Here is a 24201-nt window from a genome sequence, read left to right on the forward strand (position 1 = left end):
GTTTGAGGCGGGATGCGACTCATGTGGCGACCTCGGAACTCAGGACCAGCTCACTAGCTCGGATACGCCTTCGACGTGTTCTTCCCGCCACCCGCCCGACCTCACTCCGCTCCTGCGAGCCGGGGCGAGCACGGTCGTGCCCGCGGAGCCGTCCCGGGCGGAGCCGGACCCGTGCGGCGCGTTCCGGCATTCCGGTTCGGGTCCCGGGGGCGTTAACTTTGTCGCAATGTTTGACTCATCATATTGATACAAAGTTTGCGACAAAAGGAGGCGTCATGACCAGCCGACCCCTACCGGACCCCGGCCCGCCGCCGCGCACGACCGAGCTGCGGATGGCGGGCGCGTGGCTGGCCGTGCACGGCCTGGCCGACGCCCGCCCGACCCCGCTGCTGGCCAGCCGGCTGACGGTCCGCAGACGCGCCCGCGTCGCCTCTTACCTCATCCTGGCCGTGCTGATCATCGCGAGCGCACTCACCGCGATCTCCGCCTTCAGCGGTCGCCCGCTGCCGCTGCTGCCCCTGACCGCGCTGCTGGCCGGGCTGCTGCTGGCGCAGTCGCTGCTCGACCGGTGGGTGCGGCGCGTCGACCAGCGGGCGGGTGCGACGCTGTCGCGCAGGGCCGCCCATCTGGTCCAACCCGGCTGGCGAGCCGTGCTCGGCCGACCGTACGCCGTCTTCGCACTCGCCACGTTCGGCGGCGCGATGGCGCTGACCGCGGGCGCCCTGGCCGTCGCCGACCCCACCGTGCGGCAGCTGGCCGTCATCGTGCTGATCGGTCTGCTCGGCGCGACGGCCATCACCGCCATGCAGCTGCGCCACCTGATCAGGTGCCCGGTCGTGGCGGAGGACGAGGAGTCGCTGACCGCCGACGTCATCATGCGCGTCGAGGACGCCCGCGAGCTCGTCACGCCGAACGTGCAGTGGTCGCTGCCCATGGTGCTGCTGTTCGGCACCGCGCCCGGCTGGTGGGGCGTCGCCGCGATCGCCTACCTGTTCCTGGGCATGGCCGCGCTCATCGTGCTCCGCATGAGGACGCCGTCGAGCGCGACGGTGGCCCGGCGGGTCGTGAGCGTCCGATGATCGTCATCGATGCGGCCTCACCGGTACCGCCGTTCGAGCAGCTGCGGGCCCAGCTCGCCCGGCAGATCCAGGACCGCACGCTGGCCGTGGGCGCCCGGCTGCCGACCATCCGCCACCTCGCGGCCGACCTCGGCCTGGCCGTCAACACGGTCGGCCGGGCCTACCGCGAGCTGGAGGAGGCGGGACTGATCGAGACGCGCGGGCGGGCGGGCTCGTTCGTGTCGGCCGCCGGCGAGGAGGGCCGGGAGCGGGCCCGCCGGGCCGCCGCCGAGTACGCGGCCGTGATCGCCAGCATCGGCCTCGACGCGGGCGAGGCGGTCCGCATCGTCCAGGCGGCTCTGCAGGCCCCTGGCACGGCGGCACCGGCGTAGGGGCAGGCCGGTCCGCCCCTGGGCCGGCCTCCTCACCGGCCTCCACCACACACGACCCCGGTACGCCGTCGTCCGCCACGCACGGCCTCCACCACGCACGGCCTCCGCCACGCACGGCCTCCGCCACGCACGATCCCCGGCGGCGGATCGAGGCCTTCAGAGGAGGCCTGCCCGGCGGGCCGCGGCGACGGCCTGGGTGCGGGAGGCGACGCCGAGTTTGCCCAGGATGTTCGAGACGTGCACGCTCACCGTCTTCGGGGCGATGAACAGCCGTTCGCCGATCTCCCGGTTGGGCAGCCCCTCGGCCACCAGTTCGAGCACCTCCCGCTCGCGGCCCGTCAGCGCCGCCGTCCGGTCCGGTCCGGCCGGCTCCGGTCCGGGCCGCCGGACCGGGCCGAATCGCGCCCGCCGTCCCAGCGCGGCGAGGGAGACGGCCAGCGGCCGGGCGTCGAGGGACTCGGCGGTCTTGACCGCCCGCTCCCACTCCTCCATCGCGGCGGCGCGGTCGCCGGCGGCCAGCAGCGCCTCGGCCAGCCGCCACCGCGAGCGGGCGACCTCGTAGACGAACCCGTAGTCGAACGCCTCCACCACCGCACGCCAGGCGCCGGCGTCGAACCGGCCGTGGACACGGTGCCACTCGGCCTCGGCCCGCAGGAGCCAGGCCGTGCCCTCGCGCCCCATGCCCCTGCGCACCGCGCCCCGCGCCCGGTCGAGCAGCCCGTCCGCCCCGTCGGTGCGGCCCAGTTCGGCCAGCGCCCAGAGGCCGACCGCGGCGATGCGGATGCTGCCGGTGTCGGAGGGCTCCACGACGTCGAGCACCGCGGTGACGTGGTCCAGCGCCCGCTCCGGCTCCCCCCGCCAGAGGGCGTGCTCGGCGACCAGGCCCCGGGACATGTAGGCCACCAGGGAGTCCCGCCAGAACGGCCGGAGCCAGGCCAGCCGCTCGTCGACCTCCGGCAGGCCCATGGCGACCTCGACGAAGAGCGCGAACGAGGAGAGGATCGCCTCGGGGATCGTGCCGACCCGGCGGCCGAAGCCCGCGGCGCGGGCCTGCTCCCACTCCCCGGCCGTGTAGTGGATCATGAAGCGGAGGAACCGCAGGTCGGTGCCGTAGGTGCTCCACGACAGGCCGGTCTCGGCCGCCAGCCGGATGCCGCGGTCGGCGGTCGCCGCGGCCTCCGCCATGGCGCCCCGCTCGAACTGGATCCGGGTGTAGTGGAACAGCCCCCGCAGGTCCATCGCGAGGTCGCCGGACTCCTCGGCCGCGACCTGGGCGAACAGCTTCTCGGCCCGGTCCCGGTCGCCGCCGAACTCCACGCAGGAGGCCAGCATGATCAACGCGCTCTTCTCCGCGTCCCGGGCCCCGGTGGCGCGGGCCACCTGCAGGGCCCGTTCGGCCAGCGGCTCGGCTTCGGCGTGACGGGCGGTCCAGAAGACGGTCCGGGCGAAGGTCGCCAGGGCCCGGCCCAGCAGCGGTCCTGCGGAGGCCGCCTCGACGGCGGCCTGGGCGATCTCCAGCGCCTCCGTCTCCTGACCGGCGTCGTAGAGGTAGTAGGCCAGCCGTTCGCAGACCTCGGCCGACGGCGGCAGCGCCCGCACGTGCGCGACCGCCCGCTGGTTGTCGCCCATGTCGGCCGCGGCGGCGGCGGTGCGCAGCGCGAGGCAGAGGTGGTCGGTCCCGGTGAGGCGTTCGGCGTCGGCGACCCGGTCCCAGAGGCCGAGTGCCCGCTCGAAGTGGCGGTGCGCCTCCGCGGGGGCGCCGAGCCGCTCGGCCCGGCGCCCCGCCTCGACCGAGGCGGCCAGCGCCCCGGGCAGGTCGTGGGCGGCCAGGTAGTGGTGGGCGAGTTCGGCGGCGCTGGCGTTCCGCGCGGTCAGCAGCCGGGCGAACTCGGCGTGCAGGCGGGTGCGCTCACCGGGCAGCAGGTCGGTGTAGACGGCCTCCTGGAGCAGGGCGTGCCGGAAGGTGTAGCCGTACTCTCCGGAGGGGCGGATGAGCCCCCGCGAGACGATCTCCCGCATGGCCTCCTCGAAGGCCAGGTCGTCGAGGCCGGAGGCCTCCCGGAGCAGGTCGTGGTCGGCCTTGCGCCCGGCGACCGCCGCGCCGCGCAGCACCTGCTGGGCGGACTCGGAGAGCAGCTCGGAGCGGGACAGCAGCAGGCTGGCCAGGCCGTCGGTCATCGAGCAGCCCTCGGTGGCCGCCTCCAGGAGCTCCTCGGCGTAGAACGGGTTGCCCTCCGCCCGGTCGACGACCTCGTCGATCATCCGGGCGTCGGTGCCGCCGAGCAGGGCGACGTAGTCGGCCATCTCCCCGCGGTCCAGCGGGCTCAGCTCGACGGACGTCACCGAGGGGAGGCGCGTGAGCTCGGCCAGGACCCGGCGGAGCGGATGGCGGCGGTGGATGTCGTCGGTGCGGTAGGTGCCGACCAGGCAGACCCGCTCGCCCTGGAGCATCCGGCTGAGGAAGACCACCAGGTCGCGGGTGGACTGGTCGGCCCAGTGCAGGTCCTCCAGGATCAGCAGCACGGGCTGGGCGGCCAGGAAGCCGAGCACCGAGCCGAACAGCTGCTGCTGGGTGAGGGCCGAGGCGCTCTCCGGCCCGGTGTCGGTGCCGCCGGGCAGCAGCCGGCCGAGGACGGGCCGCGCGTCGAGCGCGGCGCGCAGTTCTCCGCGCACGCCGCGCAGCGCGTCGGCCAGCGGGAGGTACGGCAGGGCGTCGCCGAGCTCGGCGCACTGCCCGACGAGTACGGCGAAGCCCTCCGCCCGCGCCCGTCCGGCCAGTTCCGCGACGAGCCGCGTCTTGCCGATGCCCGCGTCCCCGCCGACCAGGGCGACCCCGGCCGTCCCCCCGGCGGCGGCGCGCAGCACGGCGAGCAGGCGGCCGAGCTCCCCCAATCGCCCTACCAGCGTGCTTTGCACCTTTTGCGGCTCCACGTCGGCGAGTATCCCACGGACCATCGAGGACCGGGGGCCCTCCGCACGGACCCGGATCGATCATCCGCACACCCCCCGGATCGGTCCGCCGCGACCGCCCGTGTCCGCCCCGCACACCCCCGGATCGGTCCGCCGCGACCGCCCGTGTCCGCCCCGCACACCCGGATTGGTCCGCCGCGACCGCCCCGGATTGGCCTTCCTCCCGGCGGGCGCCCCGCGTCTATGGTCGGAGCATGATCTCGTTCTCCACGTTCCTGCTGTTCTCGGCGGCGTCCCTGGCGCTGGTCCTCGTCCCCGGGCCGAACCACCTCTACATCGTCGCCCGCGGCGTCGCCCAGGGCCGGGCGGCCGGGATGGCCAGCGCGTTCGGCGTGGAGGTCGGCACCCTGGTGCACATCGCCGCGGCGGCGGCCGGGCTCTCCTATGTGATCGCCCGGTCGGCGCCCCTGTTCGCCGCGGTCAAGTGGGCCGGGGTGGCCTACCTGCTCTACCTGGGGGTGCGGGCGCTGACGAGCCGGCCGGAGGCGGAGATCCGGGAGACCGCCCCGCAGCCGCTGCGCGCGGTCTTCCTCGAAGGGGTGGTCGTCAACGTCCTCAACCCCAAGGTGATCCTGTTCTTCCTGGCGTTCCTGCCGCAGTTCGTGGACCCGGCGGCGGGCGCGGTCCCGCTGCAGATCGCCGTCCTGGGCGGGACGCTGCTGCTTCTGGGCCTGGTCTCCGACATGGTCTACGCCGCGGGGGCGGGTGCGCTCGGGCGGCGGCTGCGGAGCCGGGCGAGGCTGCTCGGCCGCGTCAGCGGGGTCGTCTACCTGGGACTCGGTGTCGCGACCGCGTTCTCCGGCCGCGCGACCTGACCTCCCCGGCGTGCGGGCCGTACGGACCTCAGCCCGTGAGCGCGCCCGGGATCCGGTCCAGGATCGGGTACGGCAGGAGCCCGTAGGCGAAGAAGTCGACCGCGCCGGCCCCGGCGGCCCGGACGGCCCGGACCTTCGCGGCGAGGCGGTCGGCCGAGTCGGTGTCGGGCGGGCCGGGCCGGAGCACCACCCGCAGCTCGCGGTCCTTGCCGGTCGAGCGCCGGTAGGCCCCCACGTCGTCGGCGACCCGCGCCGCGTCGCGGGCGTAGGCCAGGACGCCGAGCGAGGGCACCAGGTCGCCCAGCGCCACCAGGTCCACGCCGAGCTGCCAGGAGTCGTGCGCGGCGAGGCCGGAGGAGGGCAGCCCGTCGGCGTAGCCCTTCACCGACCCGGTGCCGTCCAGGAAGACCAGCCGGGAGCCCTCGGCCGAGACCGCCGCCGAGACCTCGGAGACCAGCGAGGTCACCGTCTCGGAGCGGGCCCGCGCGTAGGCCACCGCCTCCGGCCCGGCGTAGGCGGTCAGCGCCGCCCGGGTCACCTCGCCCTGGGCGGGCGCGTCCCCGCCGAGCACGCCGTCCACGATCCGGGCGCACTCCCGGCGCGCGGCCCCGGCGTCGACGCCCAGGTCCGCGGCGCGGCGCAGGCAGAACTCGCAGAAGCAGAGCCCGAACAGGAAGGCGTCCATCGGCCCGAGCGGGACGGCGCTCCGGTCGTGCCGGCATCCCTGCCCGTAGGGCGCGAAGTGCAGGGCCTCGGCCACCACGCTGTCGACGCCCTGGCGCGCCACCGCCCGGCCCAGCGCGACCGCGTAGCGGCGCACGTCGGGGTGGGACGGGCACAGGTCCTCGGTCGAGGCGACGTCCCCGAAGCAGTTGCGCACGGTCACGTCGGGGCAGGCCTCGCCCAGGGGGGCGCTGCGCAGGAAGGCGGCCCAGCCGTGCAGCAGGAGCCCCCGCTCGGCGGCGGCGCGCCGCAGGACCGCCAGCGGCTCCTCCTCCGCCCCGGCCTGGACGGGCGGGACCAGGCGCAGGCCGCCGAACAGGTCCTCGGGCGGGGCGAAGTGCACGCCGTCGCCGCGGACCGTCACCCGGGACGAGCCGTGCGGGGTGACGTCGCGGGTCCGCCGGCAGGCCGCGCCCACGGTCACGCCGGTCACGCCGTACCCGGCGATCCGGTCGAGGAGCGGCTCCGGCCCCTCCCCCCGCGCGTCCTCCACGTGGACGTACACCGAGCTGTCCAAGCCGCCTCCCCGCGCGCAGTCGCTCAGACTCTAACGCCCCTTGTAGGCCACGAAGTCGATCTCCACGAGGATGTCCATCAGCTCGGAGCCGACGGTCGTGCGGACCGGGTAGGGCCTGGTGAAGTAGGACTTGTAGACCTCGTTGTAGGCGCCGAAGTCGCGCTTGAGGTGCTGCAGGTGGACCGTGGACTTCACCACGTCGTCGAAGCCCAGGCCGTGCGCGGCCAGGACCGCGCCGAGGTTGCGCATCACCTGGTGGGTCTGCGTCTCCACGTCGGCGCCGACGACCTCGCCGGTCGCCGGGTCCAGCGGCCCCATGCCCGAGGTGTAGACGAAGTCGCCGACCACGAGGCCCTGCGAGTAGGCCCCGACCGGCGCGGCGCCCTCGTCGGTCCGCAGTTCGAGCTTCTCGCTCATGTCACCCGTCCTCATATGCGGAGTCCCGGAAGGTCCGGAAGGCTCTGAAGGTTGCGAAGGGTCAGAAGTAGGTGTGGATCAGGTCGACGACCACGTGGTCGTCGTCCACCACCGGGATGATCCGCCACTTGTCGAAGGCGGTGCACGGGTGGGAGATCCCGAACGGCACCAGGTCCCCCGGCCTCGCCGGCGAGTCCGGGGCGGTCCGCAGGACCGCGTGCTGATCGTAGAGCCTGGTCACCTCCGCACCCGACAGGACCCCCCGGGGGATCGGCATGCCCTCGTCGAACGGGGCGTCCCGCTTGCCCAGCCCGACCACGGCCAGGCCGGGCTCGGGCACGGAGAGCACGTGCGCCCAGACCTCCAGAGCCGGGCGCAGCTCGCCCTCGATCCGGTTGTACGGCGTGTGCTCGCGGTAGTGGCCGTCGTCGTGGGAGACGTAGGCGCCGCTGCGGAGCATGACGGTCGCCTGGCAGGCGGCGAGTTCGCGGCTGACCACGTCGAACCACTGGCTGCCGCCCACCGACAGGATCGGGCGGCGGACCCGCAGGTGCTCCAGCGCCTCCAGCAGCCGGCCCAGGAAGGTCCGCACCTCGGCGGCCGAGGCCAGCGTGCCCTCGTACCCGGCGACGCCCGCGAGCTCCACCCCGGGGGCCGCCTGGGCCGCCGCGACGACCTCCAGCAGCCCTTCCAGGGTCCGGCACCCCGCCCGTCCGCCCTCGTGGCCGAGTTCGGCCAGCACCCGGAACGGCCGGGGCCCGGCGTGCCGCGACAGCGCCTCGACCCCCGCCACCGAGTCGGCGAAGCAGAGCAGCTCGAACGCCGGGTCCCCGGCGAGGTGCGCCGCGAGGGCGTCGAGCCCGGCCGGGTCGAAGACCTGGTTGGCGATCATGATCCGGGAGACGCCGAAGCCCCGCAGGATGAGCGCCTGGCTGGGGGTGGCGACGGTGAGCCCCCAGGCGCCGGCCTCCAGCTGGGCCGCCACCAGCTCGGGCGACATGGTCGTCTTGGCGTGCGGGACGAGGAGCATCCCGTGCCCGCTCGCGAAGGCCGCCAGCGTCTCGATGTTGTGCCGCAGCGCACTGCGGCGGGCGACCATCACCGGGAAGGTGAACGCCCCGCCGAACAGCGACGACCCCACGGCCGCGTCGAGATCCACGATCCCCTTCATCCGGCTCCCCACCGTGCGTGCGATGCTCCGTGCTCCGCTTTCCCGAGGACCCTATCCGCCGCCGGAAGCCGTCCGCGTCCGGTACCGGCGGGAATTCGGGTCCCCCGCCCCCCTTGACCGCCGCGGGTCAGGAATGGTGCCATCGTCCCTTAATTAGTAATCTTTCCTAACTAGCCGTTCCGGGCTAGCCGACGACAGAGAGGGCTCCCATGCACGCGAGACCGCGCCCGCGGCGCCTCCGCCACCCCTCGCCCCTCCTGGCCCTGGCCCTGATCGCGCCGGCGCTCGTGCTGACCGCGGCCCCGGGCCACGCCGCCGACTCCCTCCTCTCCCAGGGCCGCCCGGCCGCCTCCTCCTCCGACGAGGACGCCGCGTTCCCGCCCGCCAAGGCCTTCGACGGGAACGCCTCCACCCGCTGGGCCTCGGCCGAGGGCGTCGACCCCCAGTGGCTCCGCGTCGACCTCGGCCGCTCCGCCGCCGTCTCCCGGGTCCGGCTGACCTGGGAGGCCGCCTACGCCAGGGCGTACCGGATCCAGGTCTCGCCCGACGGCTCGTCCTGGACCGACGTCCACTCCACCTCCTCGGGCGACGGCGCCGTGGACGACCTCGCCGTCTCCGGCACCGGCCGCTACGTCCGGATGTACGGGACCGGCCGGGGCACCCCGTACGGCTACTCGCTGTACGAGATGGAGGTGTACGGCTCCGCCGGCGGCTCCACGCCGGGCCCGACCTCCGGCCCGACCCCGGGCCCGACGCCCACGGCCGCCGGACCGCGTGTGCCGTTCGGCGGCCACACGATCCCCTACGCCCCCGGGATGCTGCGCCCCACCGGCGGCCAGGCCGCCCTCGACCGGAAGGTCGTCGACCACTACCGGAAGTGGAAGGCCGCGTTCGTCCGGCAGAACTGCGGCAACGGCTGGTACCAGGTCATCTCCCCCGACGCCGACCATCCCTACGTCGCCGAGGCGCAGGGTTACGGCATGGTCGTCGCCGCGACCATGGCCGGGGCCGACCCCGACGCCAAGAAGATCTTCGACGGCCTGCTGAAGTACGTCCTCGCCCACCCCTCCTCGATCACCCCCGGGCTGCTCGCCGCCGAGCAGGACGCCTCCTGCAAGAGCGTCAACGGCGGCGACTCGGCCACCGACGGCGACCTGGACGTCGCCTACGGCCTGCTCCTGGCCGACCGGCAGTGGGGCAGCTCCGGCACGTACGACTACAGGCGGCTCGCGATCAAGCACATCAACGCGATCAAGGCCGGTGAGCTCAACCCGACGACCAAGCTGATGAAACTGGGCGACTGGAGCGACTCCGGCGGCGAGCACTACTGGATCAGCCGGCCCTCCGACTGGATGATCGACCACTTCCGGGCGTTCCGGAAGGCGACCGGGGACGCGACCTGGGACACCGTCCGGGCCAACCACCAGAACCTGATCGCCTCCATGCAGGCGAAGTACGCCCCGGGCACCGGCCTGCTGCCCGACTTCGTGGTCGACACCAACGGCACCGCCCGGCCGGCGCCCGGCGAGGTGCTGGAGAGCGCCCACGACGGCGACTTCTGGTGGAACGCCTGCCGGGTCCCGTGGCGGATCGCCGACGACGCGGTGACCAGCGGGGACGCCAGATCCCTGGCCGCGGCGCGCAAGCTGAACGCCTGGATCAAGGGCAGGACGGGCGGCGACCCGGGCCGGATCGTGACCGGCTACCGGCTCGACGGCGGCGCGCTGTCCGGCGACGCCTCCCCCGCCTTCTTCGCCCCGTTCGCGGTGGCGGCGATGACCGACCCCGGCAGCCAGGCCTGGCTGGACGCCCTGTGGAACCGGATGCTCGCCACCCCGGTCTCCACCGACGGCTACTACGCCGCCAGCATCCAGCTCCAGGCCATGATCACCGTGACCGGCAACCACTGGGTGCCCTGACCCGCGCACCCGGCCGTGGCCCTCTCTCCGGGGCGGACCACGGCCGGGCCCGCCGAGCCCGTCAGCCCGGACCCGTCCGCCCGAACCCGTCCGCCCGGACCCGTCCCTGCCGGTCGGGGCCCCTGCCGGCCCTGATCGGCCCCGGCAGGTCCCGCCCCGTCCCCGATCAGTCCTGGTCGGGGACGAGCCTGGACGACGAGTAGCCGTCCAGGCACAGGACCGGCCCCGGCTGGACCGGCCGCTCGGCGAGCGCCTCCCTGGCCCGGTCCCGTGCCAGGTTCCAGCCGTTCCACGGGTCCGGCCGGTCGAGCCGGTTGGCCCGGATCACGTCCATCAGCACGCAGCTGCGCAGCGGCTCCGGCAGCCGGTCCAGCGCGGGCACGGCCTCCGCCCCCAGGTCGCCCAGGTAGCGCTGGTCGAGCCGCTCCACGCCCCGCACGGCCAGCTGGGTCTCCGCGACCCGCAGGTCCGGGTTCCACACCGCGAAGGCCAGCAGCCCCGCGCCCGTCATCAGGACCGTCGTCCGGGGCAGCCATCCGGCCGGGCCGCGCCGCAGCAGCCGCGCCCCGCCCGCGGCGAGGACCAGCAGGAAGACGCCGCCGAGCCACCAGATGGCCGCCTGCACGGAGGCGCGCAGCCGGGTCAGGCCGTAGGCGTCGACGTACAGGTCCAGCCGGTACATCGCGGAGGCCAGGATCACCATGGTCAGCGCGCACAGCACGCCGAGCAGCCCGGCCATCAGCCAGCGCTCGCGCCCCTCCGTCTCGACCGCCCCCCAGGCGATCGCCACGACCGCCAGCACCAGGACGCTGACCACGACCAACTGGAAGAACCCGGAGCGGGCGTACTCGGCGTAGGTGAGGTCGGTGGTGGCCACCACCCAGCCGGCGTCGCCGAACAGCGCCGTCAGCTGCATGGCCACGAACGCGCCGAACAGCAGGTCGAGCGCCGCCAGCGGGGTCACCCACAGGCCTCGGCCGACGCGCAGGCGCAGGCCCGGCGCCTGCGGCTCGGCGACCGGCCGCAGGCCCGCCAGCACGGCCGCGGCGACCACGACCGCGAAGACCGCGAAGACCAGGACGCGCAGCGGCAGCGTCTCCACCCAGTCCTGCGCGAACAGCAGCCGCTCCACCGTGCGGGCGAAGACCGCGTCCGCCGAGGCGAACAGCGCGCCGAAGATCCCGAGCAGCACCGCGGTCAGGCCGAGCCCGGCCAGCGTGGGCAGCACCCGGCGGGTCGCCACCCCCTTCGCCGGTCCTCTCAGCGTCGCGGCCAGGAACCACGGCATCGGCAGCAGCCCCAGCACCACCGAGGCCCCTCCCCTGGCCACCCCGAGCCAGCCGCGCCCGGCCCCCGACAGAGCGAGCGCGGCCATCCCGAACCCGGCCGGCAGGAGCAGCCCGACGAGCCAGTCGGCGTCCCGGAAGAGCGCCACCGAGACCAGTCCGTAGGCGACCAGCCCCATCGCCGCCGACCAGGGGGTGATCCGCTTGCGGACGGCCGGCAGCACCGCCGCCCCCATGGCCGCCGCCACCAGCACGAGCCCCAGCCCCACCGAGCTGTACGGCAGGGCGACCGCGGCGAGCAGTCCCACGGCGGCGCAGGCGGCGAGCAGCCACCGCGGCGCGTCCGGCAGCTCGGGCCGCGGGAACACCGGCGGCGCCACGTACCCGCCGGGCGGCCCGCCGGCCGTCCTCCCCGCGGAGGCGACCGCCGTCCCCCCCGCGGAGGCGACCGCCGTCCCCCCGACCGTCCCCCCGGCCGTCCTCCCCGCGGAGGCGACCGCCGTCCCCCCGGCCGTCCCCCCGGCCGTCCTCCCGGCCGGTCCCGCTGCGGCGGACCCCGCCGGGGGACCGCTCGGCACCGTGGTGGCGCCGATCACCGTGCCGACGAACGCCGCGACCAGCGGGACGCCGATCCCCACCAGGATGCCCAGCGAGGAGGAGACGGCCCCGAGCCCGAAGCCGAGGAGCAGTCCCGCGAGAACGCCGAGGAAACCGCCGAGCAGAACCCCGGCGACCGCTCCCGCCCAGTTCCGGACCGGGACGGAGACCGGCCCGAGATGTCCAGGCCCGAGATGTCCAGGCCCGAGATGTCCAGGCCCGGGATGGGGGGCCGGGACCCCGGGGTCCCCTTCCGTACGGCCCTCCGTCCCCCCACGGTCCTCGGGCGGACCGGGGGAGGCCGGGAGCCCGGCGGGGGCGGGGGTCTCCGGGACGCCGGGTCCGCCGGGTCCGCCGGGTCCGCCGGGTCCGCCGGAGAGGCAGTCCTCCGCGGAGACGTCTCCGGAGGCGGGGGAGGTGGTCATCGGAATCCTTCCGGGAAGGTCGACCGCCATCCGGCAGCCGACGCCGTCTTCGACGCGGACGGAGCCGCCGTGGAGCTCGACGATCTCCTTGGCGATGGCCAGGCCCAGCCCGGCGCCGCCCTGGTCCGTCGCCCGTCCCGCGTCCAGCCGGGAGAACCGCTCGAACACCCGGGTCCGGTCCTCCTCACGGATGCCCGGTCCCTGGTCGGCCACCAGCAGCCGCACGCCGGAGCCCTCGGGCCGGGCGGACAGGACCACGACGCCGCCCTCGGGGCTGTGCCGTACCGCGTTGTCGAGCAGGTTCGCCAGCACCTGCGCCAGCAGGTCGGCGTCGGCCCGGACGCTCAGCCCGGCGGGCACCGCGCACCGGGCCGCCACCCCGTCCCGCGCCAGTACGGCCTCGCGCAGCGCCTGCTCGCAGAGCGGACCGAGCTCGACCTCGTCCCGCTCGATCAGCCGCGTCCCGGACTCCAGCCGGGACAGGTCCAGCAGCTGGGCGACCAGCCGCCCGAGCCGCTCCGTCTGGGCCAGCGCCGTGCCGAGCGTCACCGGGTCGGGCTCCGAGACCCCGTCCACCACGTTCTCCAGCACGGCGCGCAGGGCGGTGATCGGGGTGCGCAGCTCGTGGCTGACGTTGGCGACCAGCTCCCGCCGCTGCCGGTCGACCTCGCCCAGGTCCGCCGCCATCGCGTTGAAGGCGCGGGCCAGCTCGCCGACCTCGTCGCGGGAGGTGGCCGTGACCCGCAGGCCGTACCGGCCCTTGGCGACGGTCTGCGCGGCGGCGGCCATCTCCCGCAGCGGCCGGGTCATCCCCCGGGCCAGCACCTGCACCATGAGGAGCGCGAACAGCACCGCCACCGCGATCCGGGTGTTGCGTGAGTATCCGGCGTTGATGCCGACCTCGTTGACGACGAACGCCGCCGCCACGGCCAGCAGGATCACCACGCCGAGCTTCACCTTGATCCGGCCGAGGAAGTCCAGGGGCCGCAGCCACCGCCTCCCCCCGCGGACGGGCCGGGCGGTCTCCTCATCGGATCTCATGGTTCTTCCCATTCCGGGGCGTTCGAGTGGCGGTGTTCGAGTGGCGGTGTTCCGAGGTGTTCGAGTGACGGGCGGAGGGATCGGTTCGCCGTGGCGCCGCCGGGACCGCCGGTCCGCGGGACGGTCAGGGCCGGACGAGGGCGTAGCCGACGCCGTGGACGGTCCTGACGACTCCGGGGCCGAGCTTGCGGCGCAGGGCCCGCACGTGGCTGTCCACCGTCCGGGTGGCCGCGGCCTCGGAGAAGCCCCAGATGTCGGCGAGCAGCCGCTCCCGCTCGAACACCTGCCCCGGCCGCTCCGCCAGCCGGTGGAGCAGGTCGAACTCGGTCCGGGTCAGCCGTACCTCCGCGCCCGCCACGTAGACCCGGCGTTCGGCGGTGTCGACCTCGACGTCGCCGACGCGGACGACCGAGTCGTCCACGGCCAGCTGGGAGGCGCGCTCCACCCGGCGCAGCAGCGCGTGCACCCGCGCGACCAGCTCGCGCATGCTGAAGGGCTTGGTCATGTAGTCGTCGGCCCCGACCCCGAGCCCCACCAGCAGGTCGGTCTCCTCCCCCAGCGCGGTGAGCATGAGCACCGGGACCGGCCGGGCCGCCTGCATCCGGCGGCAGACCTCCAGCCCGTCGAGACCGGGGAGCAGCCGGTCCAGGATCACCACGTCGGGCTCGGCCTTCGCGTAGGCCGCCAGCGCGCCCTCCCCGTCCCCTGCGGTCCGCACGTCGAAGCCCTCCGCCGCGAGGCGGTGCCGTACGGCCCGCGCGATCGTCTCGTCGTCCTCCACCACGAGGACACGTCGTTGCTGGGGAAATGCCATACGAGGAGCGTAGAGGGGCCTCGTGCAGATGCCTTGGGGTGAATTGTGAAGATTCCGCGCACATCGGAGAGCACCCCGTACGGACCACGGCGGCGGAGACGGCCTCACGGTGGGCGACCACGGTCGCGACGGAAAGAGGATCTCGTCCTCATTGGTCCCCATCCCGCTGAATGGCTATCTTTTGAGCGCGACAAGCTGTCCGATACGGGCCAGTGGACCTTCTGAACGCGACAGCCGGTGAACGGGGTGAACAGGATCGACACACGAGTGCTGGCGGGCCGTTACCGCCTCCTCCGCCCCCTCTCCGAGAGCGGCGGCATCGTGTGGCTCGCCGCCGACGAGGTGCTCCACCGCGACGTGGCGGTCAGGGAGGTGCGGATCCCGTCCGGCCTCGGCCCCGTCGCGCGGCAGGCGTTCCACGCCGCCGCGCTGCGCGAGACCAACCTGGCCGTCCGGATCAAGCATCCCTCCATCGTCGCCGTCCACGACGTGGTCGTCGACGGCGGCCCGTGGATCGTCATGGAGCTGCTGCACGGGGCGTCCCTGGAGGAGACCGTCCGGGAGCGGGGGCCGCTCCCACCCCACCAGGCGCTCCGGGTCGGCGCGGGCGTCCTCGGCGCGCTCGCCGCGGTGCACGCCGCCGGAGTGCTGCACCGGGGGCTCGCGCCGGGCAACGTCTTCCTCACCGAGGACGGCAGGGCCCTCCTCACCGATTTCGGCATCGTCCTCACCGAGACCGAGGGCGACGCCCCGAGCACCGGCCGCCCGATCGGCGCCCCCGGCTACACCGCCCCGGAACGGTTGCGCGGCGCGCTCGGCGACGCGCGCTCCGACCTGTGGTCGCTCGGCGCCACCCTCTACTTCGCCGTCGAGGGCACGCCCCCGCACCCCGCGGACACCCCCGCCGACACGATCCGGCGGACGCTCGCCGAACCGCCCCGGCGACCCGAGCAGGCGGGCGCGCTGGGTCCGCTGCTGATGCGCATGCTGGCCCCGTCCCCCGCGGCCCGACCGTCCGCCGAGACCGTCGCCCGGATGCTGGACGACGTCGCCCAGGGCCGCTCCACCGCCGCCCTCCCCCCGGCATCCGCCCCGGCCGCCTCCGCAACGCTCCCCGCCTCGTCCGTCTCCGCGGCGCTCCCCGCCTCGTCCGTCTCCGCGGCGCTCCCCGCCTCGTCCGTCTCCGCGGCGCTCCCCACCCCGGCCGTCTCCGCGGCGTTCCCCACCCCGGCCCTGCGCGAGACGCCCTTCCCGGGACCCGCCACCTCCGTCCCCGCCGTCCCCGGACCGTCCTCCGCGACGTCCCTCCCCGCCCCCGTCCCTGCCCCTGCCCCTGCCTCTCCCGCCCCCGCCTCCCCCGGGAACGGCCTTCCCGGACCCGCCTTCCCCGCGACGTCCCTCCCCGGGCCGGGCCCCGACCGGGCCGACGACGGCCTCGGACCGGTCCCACCGGAGCACGCGCTCCCCCTGCCGCCCGTCCCCGTCCGGACCGACGGCCTCCAGCCCGACGGCCTCCAACCCGACGGCCTCCAGCCCGACGGCCTCCGGTCCGGTGGGACCGGCTCTCGTCGGGACCCGGCCGCGGGGACCTCCGGGGTCTCCCCGGAGCCGTCCTCCGGAACGGCCCGCACCGCCCGGACGCCGTTCGCCGCCCGGCTCACCCGCAAGGACGGCTCCCCGGCACGGTGGCTGCGCACGGCTGGTCCCCTGGTCTGGGCCGCGGCCGAGATCACCGCCCTGGCGGTGCTCACCGGGGTCGCGATGGGCGTGACCGGGCTCGTCTCCTCCGGCACGGCGCCGACCCCCGCCGCGGAGCTCAGCGAGCGGCCCGGCGCCTTCACCTCCCCGGTGGACGTGTGCGGCCTGATCCCCGCAGACCGGGTCAGGCAGCTGCTCCCGGCCCTGGCGGGCGAGGGGGAGCCGACCGATGAGGGCGGCTGCACCTGGACGAGTCCCGGCACGGGCCTGACGGTCGCCCCGGCCGGACCGGCCGCGCAGTGGGGCAGGAGCCCGCGGCAGGCCCACGAGCTCTTCGTCAACCGGCGCAACGGCACCATCCCCGACGGCAGGCTCGTCTGGAGCCGATCGAGCGTCTCCGCCGGGGTCCGCTCCGCCAGGACCACCGGTCCGCTGCCGGTGAAGCCCGTCGGGGACGAGGCGTTCGGCCACGACGTGTACGAGAACCGCACGACCGGCAGGCTGGAGCGGAGCCACGTGACGTTCCGCGTGGACAACCTGGTCGTCGAGGTCGAGTACACCGTGGTGGACGGCAGCAAGGACGGCCCCGCGATCCAGAGGGGGGCCCACACCGCAGCGACCTGGATCGCGGACGCGTTGAGACAGCAGAAGGCGGCAGCCGGATGAACCAGGCAGACACCCCCAGGCCGTACGGCAGGCACGCCGGAACCGGACCGGGCTCCGGCGTCTCCGGCGCCGATCCCCTCGGTCTCGGGATCCCCGCGCAGACCTCCCTGGAGCTCGTCATCGGACGCCACGGCCCGGTGGCGCCGGCTCAGGCCGCCCGAATCGGCCTGGCCGTGCTGGACCAGCTCATGAGCGTGCACCGGCACGGGATGGCCCACGGCGACGTACGGCCGGGCTCGGTCCTGATGGGGCCGCAGGATCGGGTGGTCCTGGCCGGGCCGTCCCTCCGCTCCCCGGTCTTCACCGCTCCCGAAGGCGTCACCGGCCCCGTCGCGGACCTGTGGTCCCTGGGCGCGACCCTGTTCACCGCCGTCGAAGGCAGGCCGCCGGCTCCCGGCGCCTCGCTGCAGAACGCCGGCCCGCTCGCTCCGATCCTGGTCGGCCTCCTCGCGGGCGACCCCGCCCTCCGCCCCGACCCGGGCGTGCTCCGCGACGGCCTGCTGGCGGTCTCCCAGGATCGCCCCCCGTCGTTTCCCGCCCTCCCCGCCCCGCCGTCGCCCTCCGGCCCGCCGTCGCCCTCCGTTCCGGGCAGCGCGTCCCCGCTCCCGCCGTCGGACTCCGAGCCGGGCCGCGCGCTCCCCGGCCCACCGACTCCGGTGCCGCAGTCGCCCCGGGCCGCCGCCCCGCTTCAGGCCCCGCCGTTCACCTCCCAGGACCCGGGCACGGCACCGCCGTTCCCGCCCGGAGCGGCCGGGGCCGCGCAGCCGTTCACCTCCCAGGACCCGGGCACGGCACCGCCGTTCCCGCCCGGAGCGGCCGGGGCCGCGCAGCCCGGCTCACCCGAGCCGACCGTGCCGTTCCGGGTTCAGCCCTCGATCGCCACGGCACCCGGTGCCTCACCTCCCCCCTCCGGCCCGACCGCTTCCGGCCCGACGGCTTCCGGCCGGACTGCGCCGTCCGCTCCGATGGCGCCGCCCGCCCTGCCGCCCGCCCTGCCGTCCGCGATCCCCTCCGCCCCCGCGGACACCGCCGCCCCGGCGGGTCCCGTCCCCCCCGCCCCTGCGGATTCCGCGCCGCCCGGCCCACCGGACGGCGCGCCTCCGGCCCGCCGGGACCTCTCCTCCACCGAGGACTCCGGTCCCGCCCCCGCCGTACCCTCCACCGCGGGCCGGCCGGGCGGCGTCCTCGTGCCCCGCTCGATCGTGGCGCTGACCGGCGTGCTGATGGCGGGCATGGCGGTCACCATCGGGATCCTGCTCGTCCCGGTGCTGAGCGGCTCCGCCGAGGACGAGAGCACGGACCCCGGCGCCAGGGGCCGCTTCACCGCCGCCCCGAGGGCCTGCGGCCTGCTCACCGACGCGCAGGCCGGGGAACTGGTCCCCGGCTTCCGGAGCTCGGAGGTCGAGCCCGCCGAGTGCAACTGGCTCAACAGCGCCGACTGGCGCAAGCCCGGCACGGAGAAGTTCGACCTGCGGGTGCGCCTGGTCGCCCAGAAGCAGGACGGTTCGGAGGTACGGCGGGCGCAGGAGTACCTCGCGGGCAGAAAGCAGGACACCCGCGACCAGAGCGAGCGCGCCACCCCCGCCCCCCTCCCGCCCCAGGACCTCAAGGGCCTCGGGGAGGAGGCCTTCATCACCGGCGGCTACGGGCCGAGCAAGCTCTACGGCGGCTCCTACAAGGTGACCGTGGTCTTCCGCGTCAGCAACCTCGTCGCCGAGGTCGAGTACGAGCGGGGCGGCGTCAAGGAGGACGCCGACGGCCGGGTCGCGGAGAACGGTGCGAAGGTGGCCCGCTGGATCGCCGAGGCGCTCAGGGCCCGCGGCTGACCCGGCGAGGACGGCTCCGTGCTCCCTCGGGGGAGGAGCCCTTCGGGCCGGAAGGGCGGCCCAGGCGGGCACAGGGCATCCGCCCTCTTCATGAGACGCCGCCGCCCCAGCATCTCCACGGCGACTCGCACGAAAATCGCGATACATCTCAAATGGAACCGGGGCGGGATCCCGTCCGTTGGACGGGCGACGCAGAATGTCACCAGGCGGGGCGTGCGCTCCGCGTTCGGAGGATGTTGAGGATGTCGCCCATCCAGAAGTACGCGATCGGCGCCGGAGCAGCCGTGCTGCTCTCATGGATCTTCCTGCCGGGTTGGCTGGCCCTGCTGGTCGTCCTCGGCGTCGTCGCCGCCCCGGTCGTCGGCTACATGATGCTCGACCCCTCCCAGCGGGAGCGGCTCAAGCGCGCCCGCAGGCGGGGCATCGGCCGCTGACCCGGCGCGGAGACCCGCTCCGGCGGGTCTCCGCGCCACGGTGCCGCTCACGGAGTGGAGTGCCGTCTCGCGGGGGTCCCCGGGCGGGCCCCCTCCCGGCGCGGGGTCAGGCCACGGCCGCGGTGGCGGTCTCCGCCTCCACGCGCCGGGTCACCTTGCGCTCGAAGACGAACGAGAGCAGCGGCACGGTGCCCGCGAGCATCACGCCCAGGATGTACTGCCACGACCAGCGGGCCTTCATGCCCAGGTTCATCGCGGCCACCAGGTACAGCATGTAGAGGAAGCCGTGGATCGGGGAGACGAGCTTCGACGGGCCCTCGACGCCGAAGCCGTACCTGAGCACGATGCACCCGGTCAGGACGAGCAGCATCACGCCGACGACGTACGCCAGGACTCGGAAGGGCTTGAGGGCGGATTCCACGGTCATCTACCTCGGGTCGGGGATCGGGGACGTTCAACGATATGCGGGAGCGGGCGGAGACGTGCGCGGGGTCAGACGGCGGCCGGCCGGGACTCCGGCTCGGCCCCGGAGCCCGCACCGGCGGCGGGCTCGCGTCCGGGATCCGGCTCCGCGCCGGGATCCGGACCGGTTCCGGGCTCCGCACCGGTTCCGGGCTCCGGCGCGGCCCGCCCGCCCCGGAGGGCGTCGCGCACGAAGTGCCACCACATGAAGACGGCGAACAGGCCGAAGATCCACCATTGGGCGGCGTAGGCGAGGTTGCGCCAGGTGAGCACGCCCTCCTGGGTCGGCGCGGGGGCGTGGACCGGCCGGACGGCGGCGGGCGGGGCCGGGGACTGGGCGGTGGCGATCACGAAGCCGTCGCGCAGCCGCACGCCCCGCCACAGGTTGACCAGCTCCGCCGACGACACCGTCAGCACCTGCCCCCGCGGCAGCTGCCGGGTCCTGCGCTGCACGCTGTCGGTCGGCTCCGACCCCTGCAACCGCCCGGTCACGGTCACCTTCCCCTGCGGCACGGCCGCCGCCGGGTCTCCGGCGGCGGGCACCCAGCCGCGCACGACGGGGATCGCCGTTCCGTCGCCCAGGTCGAGCGGGGTCAGGATCCACAGGCCCTCGTCCCGCTGCGCCACCAGGAGCTGCCGGGAGGCGTCGTAGGCCCCCTCCGCCGTCACCCGGCGGCCGATCGCGTCGGCGGACAGGTGGCGGCCGGCCGCGGTGAGCGTGCCCACCGCCACCGGCGCGGGGTCCCGCGTGGACTGGGGCCTGCCGGAGTCCTCGAAGACTCCGAGCTGCCAGCGGCCGAGCAGCCCGCACACGACGAGCGCCCCGACCGCGAGGAGGTGGAGCACCACCACGCGCGGAGAGAACAGGATCCGGAGCATGGCACCACGCTATCCGCCCGCACCCGCGGTCCCGCCCCCAGGACCGCGCCACCCCCGCACCGGTCCGCCGTCCGCCCGGCCGGCCGGAACCCGGGAACCGGCCGGACACCGGGGAGGAGCGACGATGGGCGGACCGGAGAACACAGGTTGAAAAGTCGCGATGTGTCGCTAAAGTCGACCCATGTCTGACCATCAGATCGACCCGGCAGGGAACACCCAGCAGTTCCGAGCGTTCGCCCAGCGGAAGGACCCGGAGGCCGCCCCGCAGCAGCGGTCGCCGATCGTCCCCATCGCGGTGGGCGTGGTGGTGGTGCTGGTCATCGCCGCCATCGCCGCCTACCTGATCCTCTAGCCGCCCTCGCCGGCCGCACGGCAGGGCGGCGACCGCCCCGCCGTACGACCCGGCACACGTCCGCCCGCGCCGACGGCCTCGCCCTCGGCGCTTTTCGCGTGCCCGGTCGCCCCGCCATACCGACCAGTCGGTTTCCGACGGTCCGGCGGCGGCCGGGATGGACGACGCACGGGCCGCCCATTACATTGGACAGGTAGTCCAATAAGGAGATGGGATGAGAACCTCCCCCGGGATGACCATCATCGGCTCGGGCTTCGCCGGGCTGTGCATGGCGATCAAGCTGAAGGAGGCCGGCTACCACGACTTCGTGATCCTGGAGAAGGCCGCCGAGCTCGGCGGCACCTGGCGGGACAACACCTACCCCGGCTGCGCCTGCGACGTCCCCTCGCACATGTACTCCTTCTCCTTCGAGCTCAACCCCGGCTGGTCGCGGATGTTCTCCCCGCAGGAGGAGATCCGGGACTACCTGCGCGCCTGCGCGGAGAAGTACGGCCTCGGCCCGCACCTACGGTTCGGCACGGAGGTCGTCTCGCTGGAGTACGACGACGCGGCCCGCGCCTGGCGGGTCGGCACCGCCGACGGGGAGGCGTTCACCACCAACGCGGTGGTCTCGGGCGCCGGCGCGCTGCACCTCCCGTCGTTCCCGGAGATCGCGGGTCGCGAGCGCTTCCGCGGACCGGCCTTCCACTCGGCCGGGTGGGACCACTCGGTGGACCTGACCGGCAAGCGGGTCGCGGTGATCGGCACCGGCGCCTCCGCGGTCCAGTTCGTCCCCGAGATCGCCCGGCGGGCCGCGCACCTGACCGTCTACCAGCGCACCGCCCCCTGGATCCAGCCCAAACCCGACTTCGCCTTCCCGGAGCGGGCCAGGCGGCTGCTGGCCCTGCCCGGCGCCGCCCGGACGCTGCGCAACGCGATCTACTGGACCCTGGAGACCCGCGCGCTCGGCTTCACCGTCGATCCGCGCCTGATGAAGGCGCACGAGGCGCTGGCCCTGCGCCACCTGGAGCGGCAGGTCCCCGACCCGGGGCTGCGGGCCAGGCTGACCCCGGACTACACCATCGGCTGCAAGCGCATCCTGCTGTCCGACGACTACTACCCCGCGCTCACCCGGGAGAACGTCGAGGTCGTGACCGACGCGATCACCGAGATCCGGGAGGGCTCGATCGTCGACGCCGCCGGCAGGGAGACCGCGGCCGACGTGATCGTCTACGGCACCGGCTTCAAGGTCGTGGACGCGCTGAACGACCAGCGGATCACCGGCCGGAACGGCCGGAAGATCCAGGACGCCTGGCAGGACGGCGTCGAGGCCTACCACGGCGTCACCGTCGCGGGCTTCCCGAACCTGTTCTTCCTCCTCGGGCCGAACACCGGCCTGGGCCACAACTCGGTCGTGTTCATGATCGAGTCCCAGGTCCGGTACGTGATCGGATGCCTGCGGCTGCTCTCCCGCACCGGGGCCAGGGCGCTGGACGTCCGCCCCGAGGCCCAGCGCGCCTTCAACGACCGCCTCCAGCGGCGCCTTTCCGCCCTGGTCTGGAACGAGGGCGGCTGCCGGAGCTGGTACCTCGACTCCCGCGGCGTCAACCGCACCGTCTGGCCGGGTTTCACCTTCGAGTACTGGGCCCGGACCCGGAAGGTCGACCCCGGCGCCTACCGGCTCATCCGCTGACCGCCGCCGCCCGGCCCCCGGCCCACCGGCGGGCCGGGCGGCGGGTGGGCCGGGAGCCGGGCGGCGGGTGGGCCGGGCGGCGGGTGGGCCGGGAGCCGGGCGGCGGAAGCCGGGCGGCGGCGGTCAGCGACGGCCCGGAGAGACGACCGGCGCGATCAGCCACGGCCCGGCGGGACGACCGGAATGGTCACCTGCGGCCCGGCGAGACGACCAGGGCGCTGCCGCCGCCCCGGCGGGACGGCTCGGCGACCGCCTGCAGCCGTCCGCGGCCGAGGAACTCCACGGCGGTGGCCGCGCCGATCTCCGGATTGAGGACCAGGCTGTGGCCGAGCCCGGTCAGCTCGGCACCGTACCGGTCGATGAACCCCTGCTCCGCCTGGGTCTGGGCGGTGTTGCGCTGGGTCGCCCGGGGCGCGGCCAGCGCCTCGGGCAGGGACATGCCGAGCTCCCAGCGGCCGACGAGGATCTGCAGCACGGTCGTGATGATCGTGGACCCGCCGGGCGAGCCCAGGGCCAGCAGCGGCTCGCCGTCGGCCAGGACGATCGTCGGAGCCATGGACGAGCGGGGCCGCTTGCCGGGGCCGGGCAGGTTCGGGTCGCCCGGGGCCGGGCCGAAGGTGAAGTCGGTCAGCTCGTTGTTGAGCAGGAAGCCCCGGCCGGGGACGACGATGCCGTTGCCGCCGGTCGACTCGATGGTGATGTTGTAGGCGACCACGTTCCCCCACCGGTCCGCCACCACCAGGTGGGTGGTCTCCGGCCCCTCCGGGGCGGCCGTGCCGGTCCCTGGCGACGCGGAGGGGACCGGGGAGTCCGCCGGGCACGGCCCGTAGGTCCCGTCGGGCTCACCGGCCGGGGCCGGGTGCGCCATCGCCCGCCCGGTGACCAGGCAGGCGCGCTCCTTGGCGAACCCGTCGGAGAGCAGCTCCGCCAGCGGCACGCCGGGGACGTCCCCGACGTACCTCCCCCGGTCGGCGAAGGCCAGCCGGGACGCCTCCAGGTACTCGTGCGGCCCGACCTCCGGCAGCGCCTCCAGGATGTTCAGCGCCTCGCCGACGGTGGAGCCGCCCGAGGACGGAGGCGCCATGCCGTACACGTCCATGCCCTTGTAGGCGACCTTCGTCGGCGGCCGCTCCAGCGCGCGGTAGGCCCGCAGGTCCGGCAGCTCCATCAGGCCCGGCCGGACGGTGCGGGCGGAGCCGGGCGTGACCGGCGGGCGCTTCACGGTCGCCACGACCTCCTCGCCGAGCCGCCCGCCGTACAGCCAGCCGGGGCCCTTCCTGCCGAGCGTGCGGTAGGTCTCGGCCAGCTCGGGGTTGCGGAACGTGGAGCCGACCTCCGGCGGCGCGCCGCCGGGCAGGAAGAGCTTCGCGGTGGAGGCGATGTCCGCGAACCGGGCCGCGTTGGCGGCGGTCTGGTCGTGGAACGTCCGGTCGACGGTGAAGCCCCGCTCGGCCACCTCGATCGCGGGCCGCAGCGCCTCGCGGAGCGAGAGGGTGCCGAACCGGCGCAGCGCCAGCTCCCACTGGGCGACGCTGCCGGGCACCCCGGCCGAGAGCCCGCTGGTGACGGCCTCCTCGAACGGGATCCCCTCCAGCGAGGTCGCCGTCATCGCCTTCGGGGCCGTCTCGCGGCCGTCGATCGTGTGGACCCTCCCGCGCCGCGCGTCGTAGTGGAGGAGGAACCCGCCTCCGGCCAGTCCGGCCGAGTAGGGCTCGGTCACCCCCAGCACGGCCGCCGCCGCGACCGCCGCGTCGACGGCGTTGCCGCCGCGCTTGAGGACCTTCAGCGCCGCCCGGCTCGCGTCCGGGTCGACGGTCGAGACCGCGCCGCCGTACCCTTCGGCGACGGGGGTCTTCCCGGTCAGGCCTCCGGCGGGCCCCCCGGCCGACGCCGGGGCCGGCGGGGCCTCCGATACGGCCGGCCGCGCGGTCTGCGGGGCGGTCTGCGGGGCGGTCTGCGAAGTCGGTGGGGTCGGTGGGGTGGCCGCGGCCGGCCGGGTGAGCACGGCGGAGCCCGCCACCAGGATCACCGCGAGCGGTACGGCGGAGCGATGAGTGATCATATGTC

Annotated in this window: 18 protein-coding genes; 9 read left to right on the forward strand and 9 right to left on the reverse strand. The window is 75.1% G+C overall.

The window, feature by feature from the left end:
* Window positions 1-275: 275 nt before the first annotated feature.
* Window positions 276-1079, forward strand: coding sequence for a hypothetical protein (locus tag HS045_RS02995; RefSeq protein ID WP_196449631.1), 804 nt, complete (start codon window positions 276-278; stop codon window positions 1077-1079).
* The gene (locus HS045_RS03000; RefSeq protein WP_196449632.1) at window positions 1076-1450 is read left to right on the forward strand and encodes a GntR family transcriptional regulator; all 375 of its coding nucleotides are present in this window, start codon (window positions 1076-1078) and stop codon (window positions 1448-1450) included. Before HS045_RS02995 ends, HS045_RS03000 begins: the two co-directional genes overlap by 4 nt.
* Before the next feature lie 156 nt (window positions 1451-1606).
* On the opposite strand, the gene HS045_RS35750 is transcribed toward HS045_RS03000, so the two are convergent.
* Entirely contained in the window at window positions 1607-4381 is a 2775-nt protein-coding gene (locus HS045_RS35750; protein WP_307827362.1) for an AAA family ATPase, read from the reverse strand.
* 233 nt (window positions 4382-4614) lie between these two features.
* Between HS045_RS35750 and HS045_RS03010 the strand changes: the two genes are divergently transcribed.
* Window positions 4615-5235, forward strand: a complete 621-nt coding sequence (locus tag HS045_RS03010) for a LysE family translocator (protein ID WP_196449634.1) — start codon at window positions 4615-4617, stop codon at window positions 5233-5235.
* Between the two features lie 28 nt (window positions 5236-5263).
* On the opposite strand, the gene HS045_RS03015 is transcribed toward HS045_RS03010, so the two are convergent.
* From HS045_RS03015 to HS045_RS03025, 3 genes are all read right to left on the reverse strand, one after another.
* Window positions 5264-6475: a hypothetical protein gene (locus tag HS045_RS03015; protein WP_196449635.1), complete on the reverse strand. Its 1212-nt coding sequence runs from the start codon at window positions 6473-6475 to the stop codon at window positions 5264-5266.
* Window positions 6476-6505: 30 nt separating this feature from the next.
* On the reverse strand, window positions 6506-6892 hold the full coding sequence (locus HS045_RS03020; protein ID WP_196449636.1) for a Rid family detoxifying hydrolase: 387 nt from the start codon (window positions 6890-6892) through the stop codon (window positions 6506-6508).
* Between the two features lie 61 nt (window positions 6893-6953).
* Window positions 6954-8051: an alanine racemase gene (locus HS045_RS03025; RefSeq protein ID WP_307827363.1), complete on the reverse strand. Its 1098-nt coding sequence runs from the start codon at window positions 8049-8051 to the stop codon at window positions 6954-6956.
* 221 nt (window positions 8052-8272) lie between these two features.
* On the opposite strand from HS045_RS03025, the gene HS045_RS03030 reads away from it, so the two are divergent.
* A complete protein-coding gene (locus HS045_RS03030; protein WP_196449638.1) occupies window positions 8273-9982 on the forward strand; it encodes a glycosyl hydrolase family 8 in 1710 nt (569 codons plus the stop codon).
* A gap of 166 nt (window positions 9983-10148) precedes the next feature.
* Here HS045_RS03030 and HS045_RS03035 read toward each other — a convergent pair whose 3' ends face one another.
* Window positions 10149-13331: a DUF4153 domain-containing protein gene (locus HS045_RS03035; protein WP_196449639.1), complete on the reverse strand. Its 3183-nt coding sequence runs from the start codon at window positions 13329-13331 to the stop codon at window positions 10149-10151.
* A 124-nt stretch (window positions 13332-13455) separates the two neighbouring features.
* The gene (locus tag HS045_RS03040) at window positions 13456-14145 is read right to left on the reverse strand and encodes a response regulator transcription factor (protein ID WP_196449640.1); all 690 of its coding nucleotides are present in this window, start codon (window positions 14143-14145) and stop codon (window positions 13456-13458) included.
* 246 nt (window positions 14146-14391) lie between these two features.
* Between HS045_RS03040 and HS045_RS35285 the strand changes: the two genes are divergently transcribed.
* The 3 genes from HS045_RS35285 (at window position 14392) to HS045_RS03055 (ending at window position 18769) form a co-directional block, all read left to right on the forward strand.
* Window positions 14392-16509 (forward strand): serine/threonine-protein kinase, encoded by a 2118-nt coding sequence (locus HS045_RS35285; protein WP_196449641.1) that lies wholly within the window; start codon window positions 14392-14394, stop codon window positions 16507-16509.
* Window positions 16506-18335, forward strand: a complete 1830-nt coding sequence (locus HS045_RS03050; protein ID WP_196449642.1) for a hypothetical protein — start codon at window positions 16506-16508, stop codon at window positions 18333-18335. Before HS045_RS35285 ends, HS045_RS03050 begins: the two co-directional genes overlap by 4 nt.
* A 242-nt stretch (window positions 18336-18577) precedes the next feature.
* The gene (locus HS045_RS03055; protein WP_196449643.1) at window positions 18578-18769 is read left to right on the forward strand and encodes a hypothetical protein; all 192 of its coding nucleotides are present in this window, start codon (window positions 18578-18580) and stop codon (window positions 18767-18769) included.
* A gap of 106 nt (window positions 18770-18875) precedes the next feature.
* On the opposite strand, the gene HS045_RS03060 is transcribed toward HS045_RS03055, so the two are convergent.
* Both HS045_RS03060 and HS045_RS03065 read right to left on the reverse strand, forming a co-directional pair.
* On the reverse strand, window positions 18876-19196 hold the full coding sequence (locus HS045_RS03060) for a DUF3817 domain-containing protein (RefSeq protein ID WP_230883405.1): 321 nt from the start codon (window positions 19194-19196) through the stop codon (window positions 18876-18878).
* A 65-nt stretch (window positions 19197-19261) separates the two neighbouring features.
* Entirely contained in the window at window positions 19262-20110 is an 849-nt protein-coding gene (locus HS045_RS03065; RefSeq protein WP_196449644.1) for an SURF1 family cytochrome oxidase biogenesis protein, read from the reverse strand.
* A gap of 181 nt (window positions 20111-20291) precedes the next feature.
* On the opposite strand from HS045_RS03065, the gene HS045_RS03070 reads away from it, so the two are divergent.
* Both HS045_RS03070 and HS045_RS03075 read left to right on the forward strand, forming a co-directional pair.
* Window positions 20292-20462, forward strand: coding sequence for a hypothetical protein (locus HS045_RS03070; protein WP_196449645.1), 171 nt, complete (start codon window positions 20292-20294; stop codon window positions 20460-20462).
* Between the two features lie 214 nt (window positions 20463-20676).
* Window positions 20677-22134, forward strand: a complete 1458-nt coding sequence (locus tag HS045_RS03075; RefSeq protein WP_196449646.1) for an NAD(P)/FAD-dependent oxidoreductase — start codon at window positions 20677-20679, stop codon at window positions 22132-22134.
* Between the two features lie 187 nt (window positions 22135-22321).
* On the opposite strand, the gene HS045_RS03080 is transcribed toward HS045_RS03075, so the two are convergent.
* Complete coding sequence (locus HS045_RS03080; protein WP_196449647.1) at window positions 22322-24196, reverse strand: gamma-glutamyltransferase family protein; 1875 nt, start codon at window positions 24194-24196, stop codon at window positions 22322-22324.
* Window positions 24197-24201: the final 5 nt, after the last annotated feature.

Source organism: Planomonospora sp. ID82291 (assembly GCF_015711645.1).
Taxonomy (GTDB): domain Bacteria; phylum Actinomycetota; class Actinomycetes; order Streptosporangiales; family Streptosporangiaceae; genus Planomonospora.

Bases quoted from the DNA above. Each gene is read 5' to 3' on its own strand.
- HS045_RS03070 (WP_196449645.1), top strand. From the start codon at position 20,292: ATGTCTGACCATCAGATCGACCCGGCAGGGAACACCCAGCAGTTCCGA.
- HS045_RS03050 (WP_196449642.1), top strand. From the start codon at position 16,506: ATGAACCAGGCAGACACCCCCAGGCCGTACGGCAGGCACGCCGGAACC.
- HS045_RS02995 (WP_196449631.1), top strand. From the start codon at position 276: ATGACCAGCCGACCCCTACCGGACCCCGGCCCGCCGCCGCGCACGACC.
- HS045_RS03055 (WP_196449643.1), top strand. From the start codon at position 18,578: ATGTCGCCCATCCAGAAGTACGCGATCGGCGCCGGAGCAGCCGTGCTG.
- HS045_RS03030 (WP_196449638.1), top strand. From the start codon at position 8,273: ATGCACGCGAGACCGCGCCCGCGGCGCCTCCGCCACCCCTCGCCCCTC.
- HS045_RS03075 (WP_196449646.1), top strand. From the start codon at position 20,677: ATGAGAACCTCCCCCGGGATGACCATCATCGGCTCGGGCTTCGCCGGG.
- HS045_RS03000 (WP_196449632.1), top strand. From the start codon at position 1,076: ATGATCGTCATCGATGCGGCCTCACCGGTACCGCCGTTCGAGCAGCTG.
- HS045_RS03020 (WP_196449636.1), bottom strand. From the start codon at position 6,892: ATGAGCGAGAAGCTCGAACTGCGGACCGACGAGGGCGCCGCGCCGGTC.
- HS045_RS03080 (WP_196449647.1), bottom strand. From the start codon at position 24,196: ATGATCACTCATCGCTCCGCCGTACCGCTCGCGGTGATCCTGGTGGCG.
- HS045_RS03060 (WP_230883405.1), bottom strand. From the start codon at position 19,196: ATGACCGTGGAATCCGCCCTCAAGCCCTTCCGAGTCCTGGCGTACGTC.
- HS045_RS03035 (WP_196449639.1), bottom strand. From the start codon at position 13,331: ATGAGATCCGATGAGGAGACCGCCCGGCCCGTCCGCGGGGGGAGGCGG.
- HS045_RS03065 (WP_196449644.1), bottom strand. From the start codon at position 20,110: ATGCTCCGGATCCTGTTCTCTCCGCGCGTGGTGGTGCTCCACCTCCTC.
- HS045_RS03040 (WP_196449640.1), bottom strand. From the start codon at position 14,145: ATGGCATTTCCCCAGCAACGACGTGTCCTCGTGGTGGAGGACGACGAG.
- HS045_RS03010 (WP_196449634.1), top strand. From the start codon at position 4,615: ATGATCTCGTTCTCCACGTTCCTGCTGTTCTCGGCGGCGTCCCTGGCG.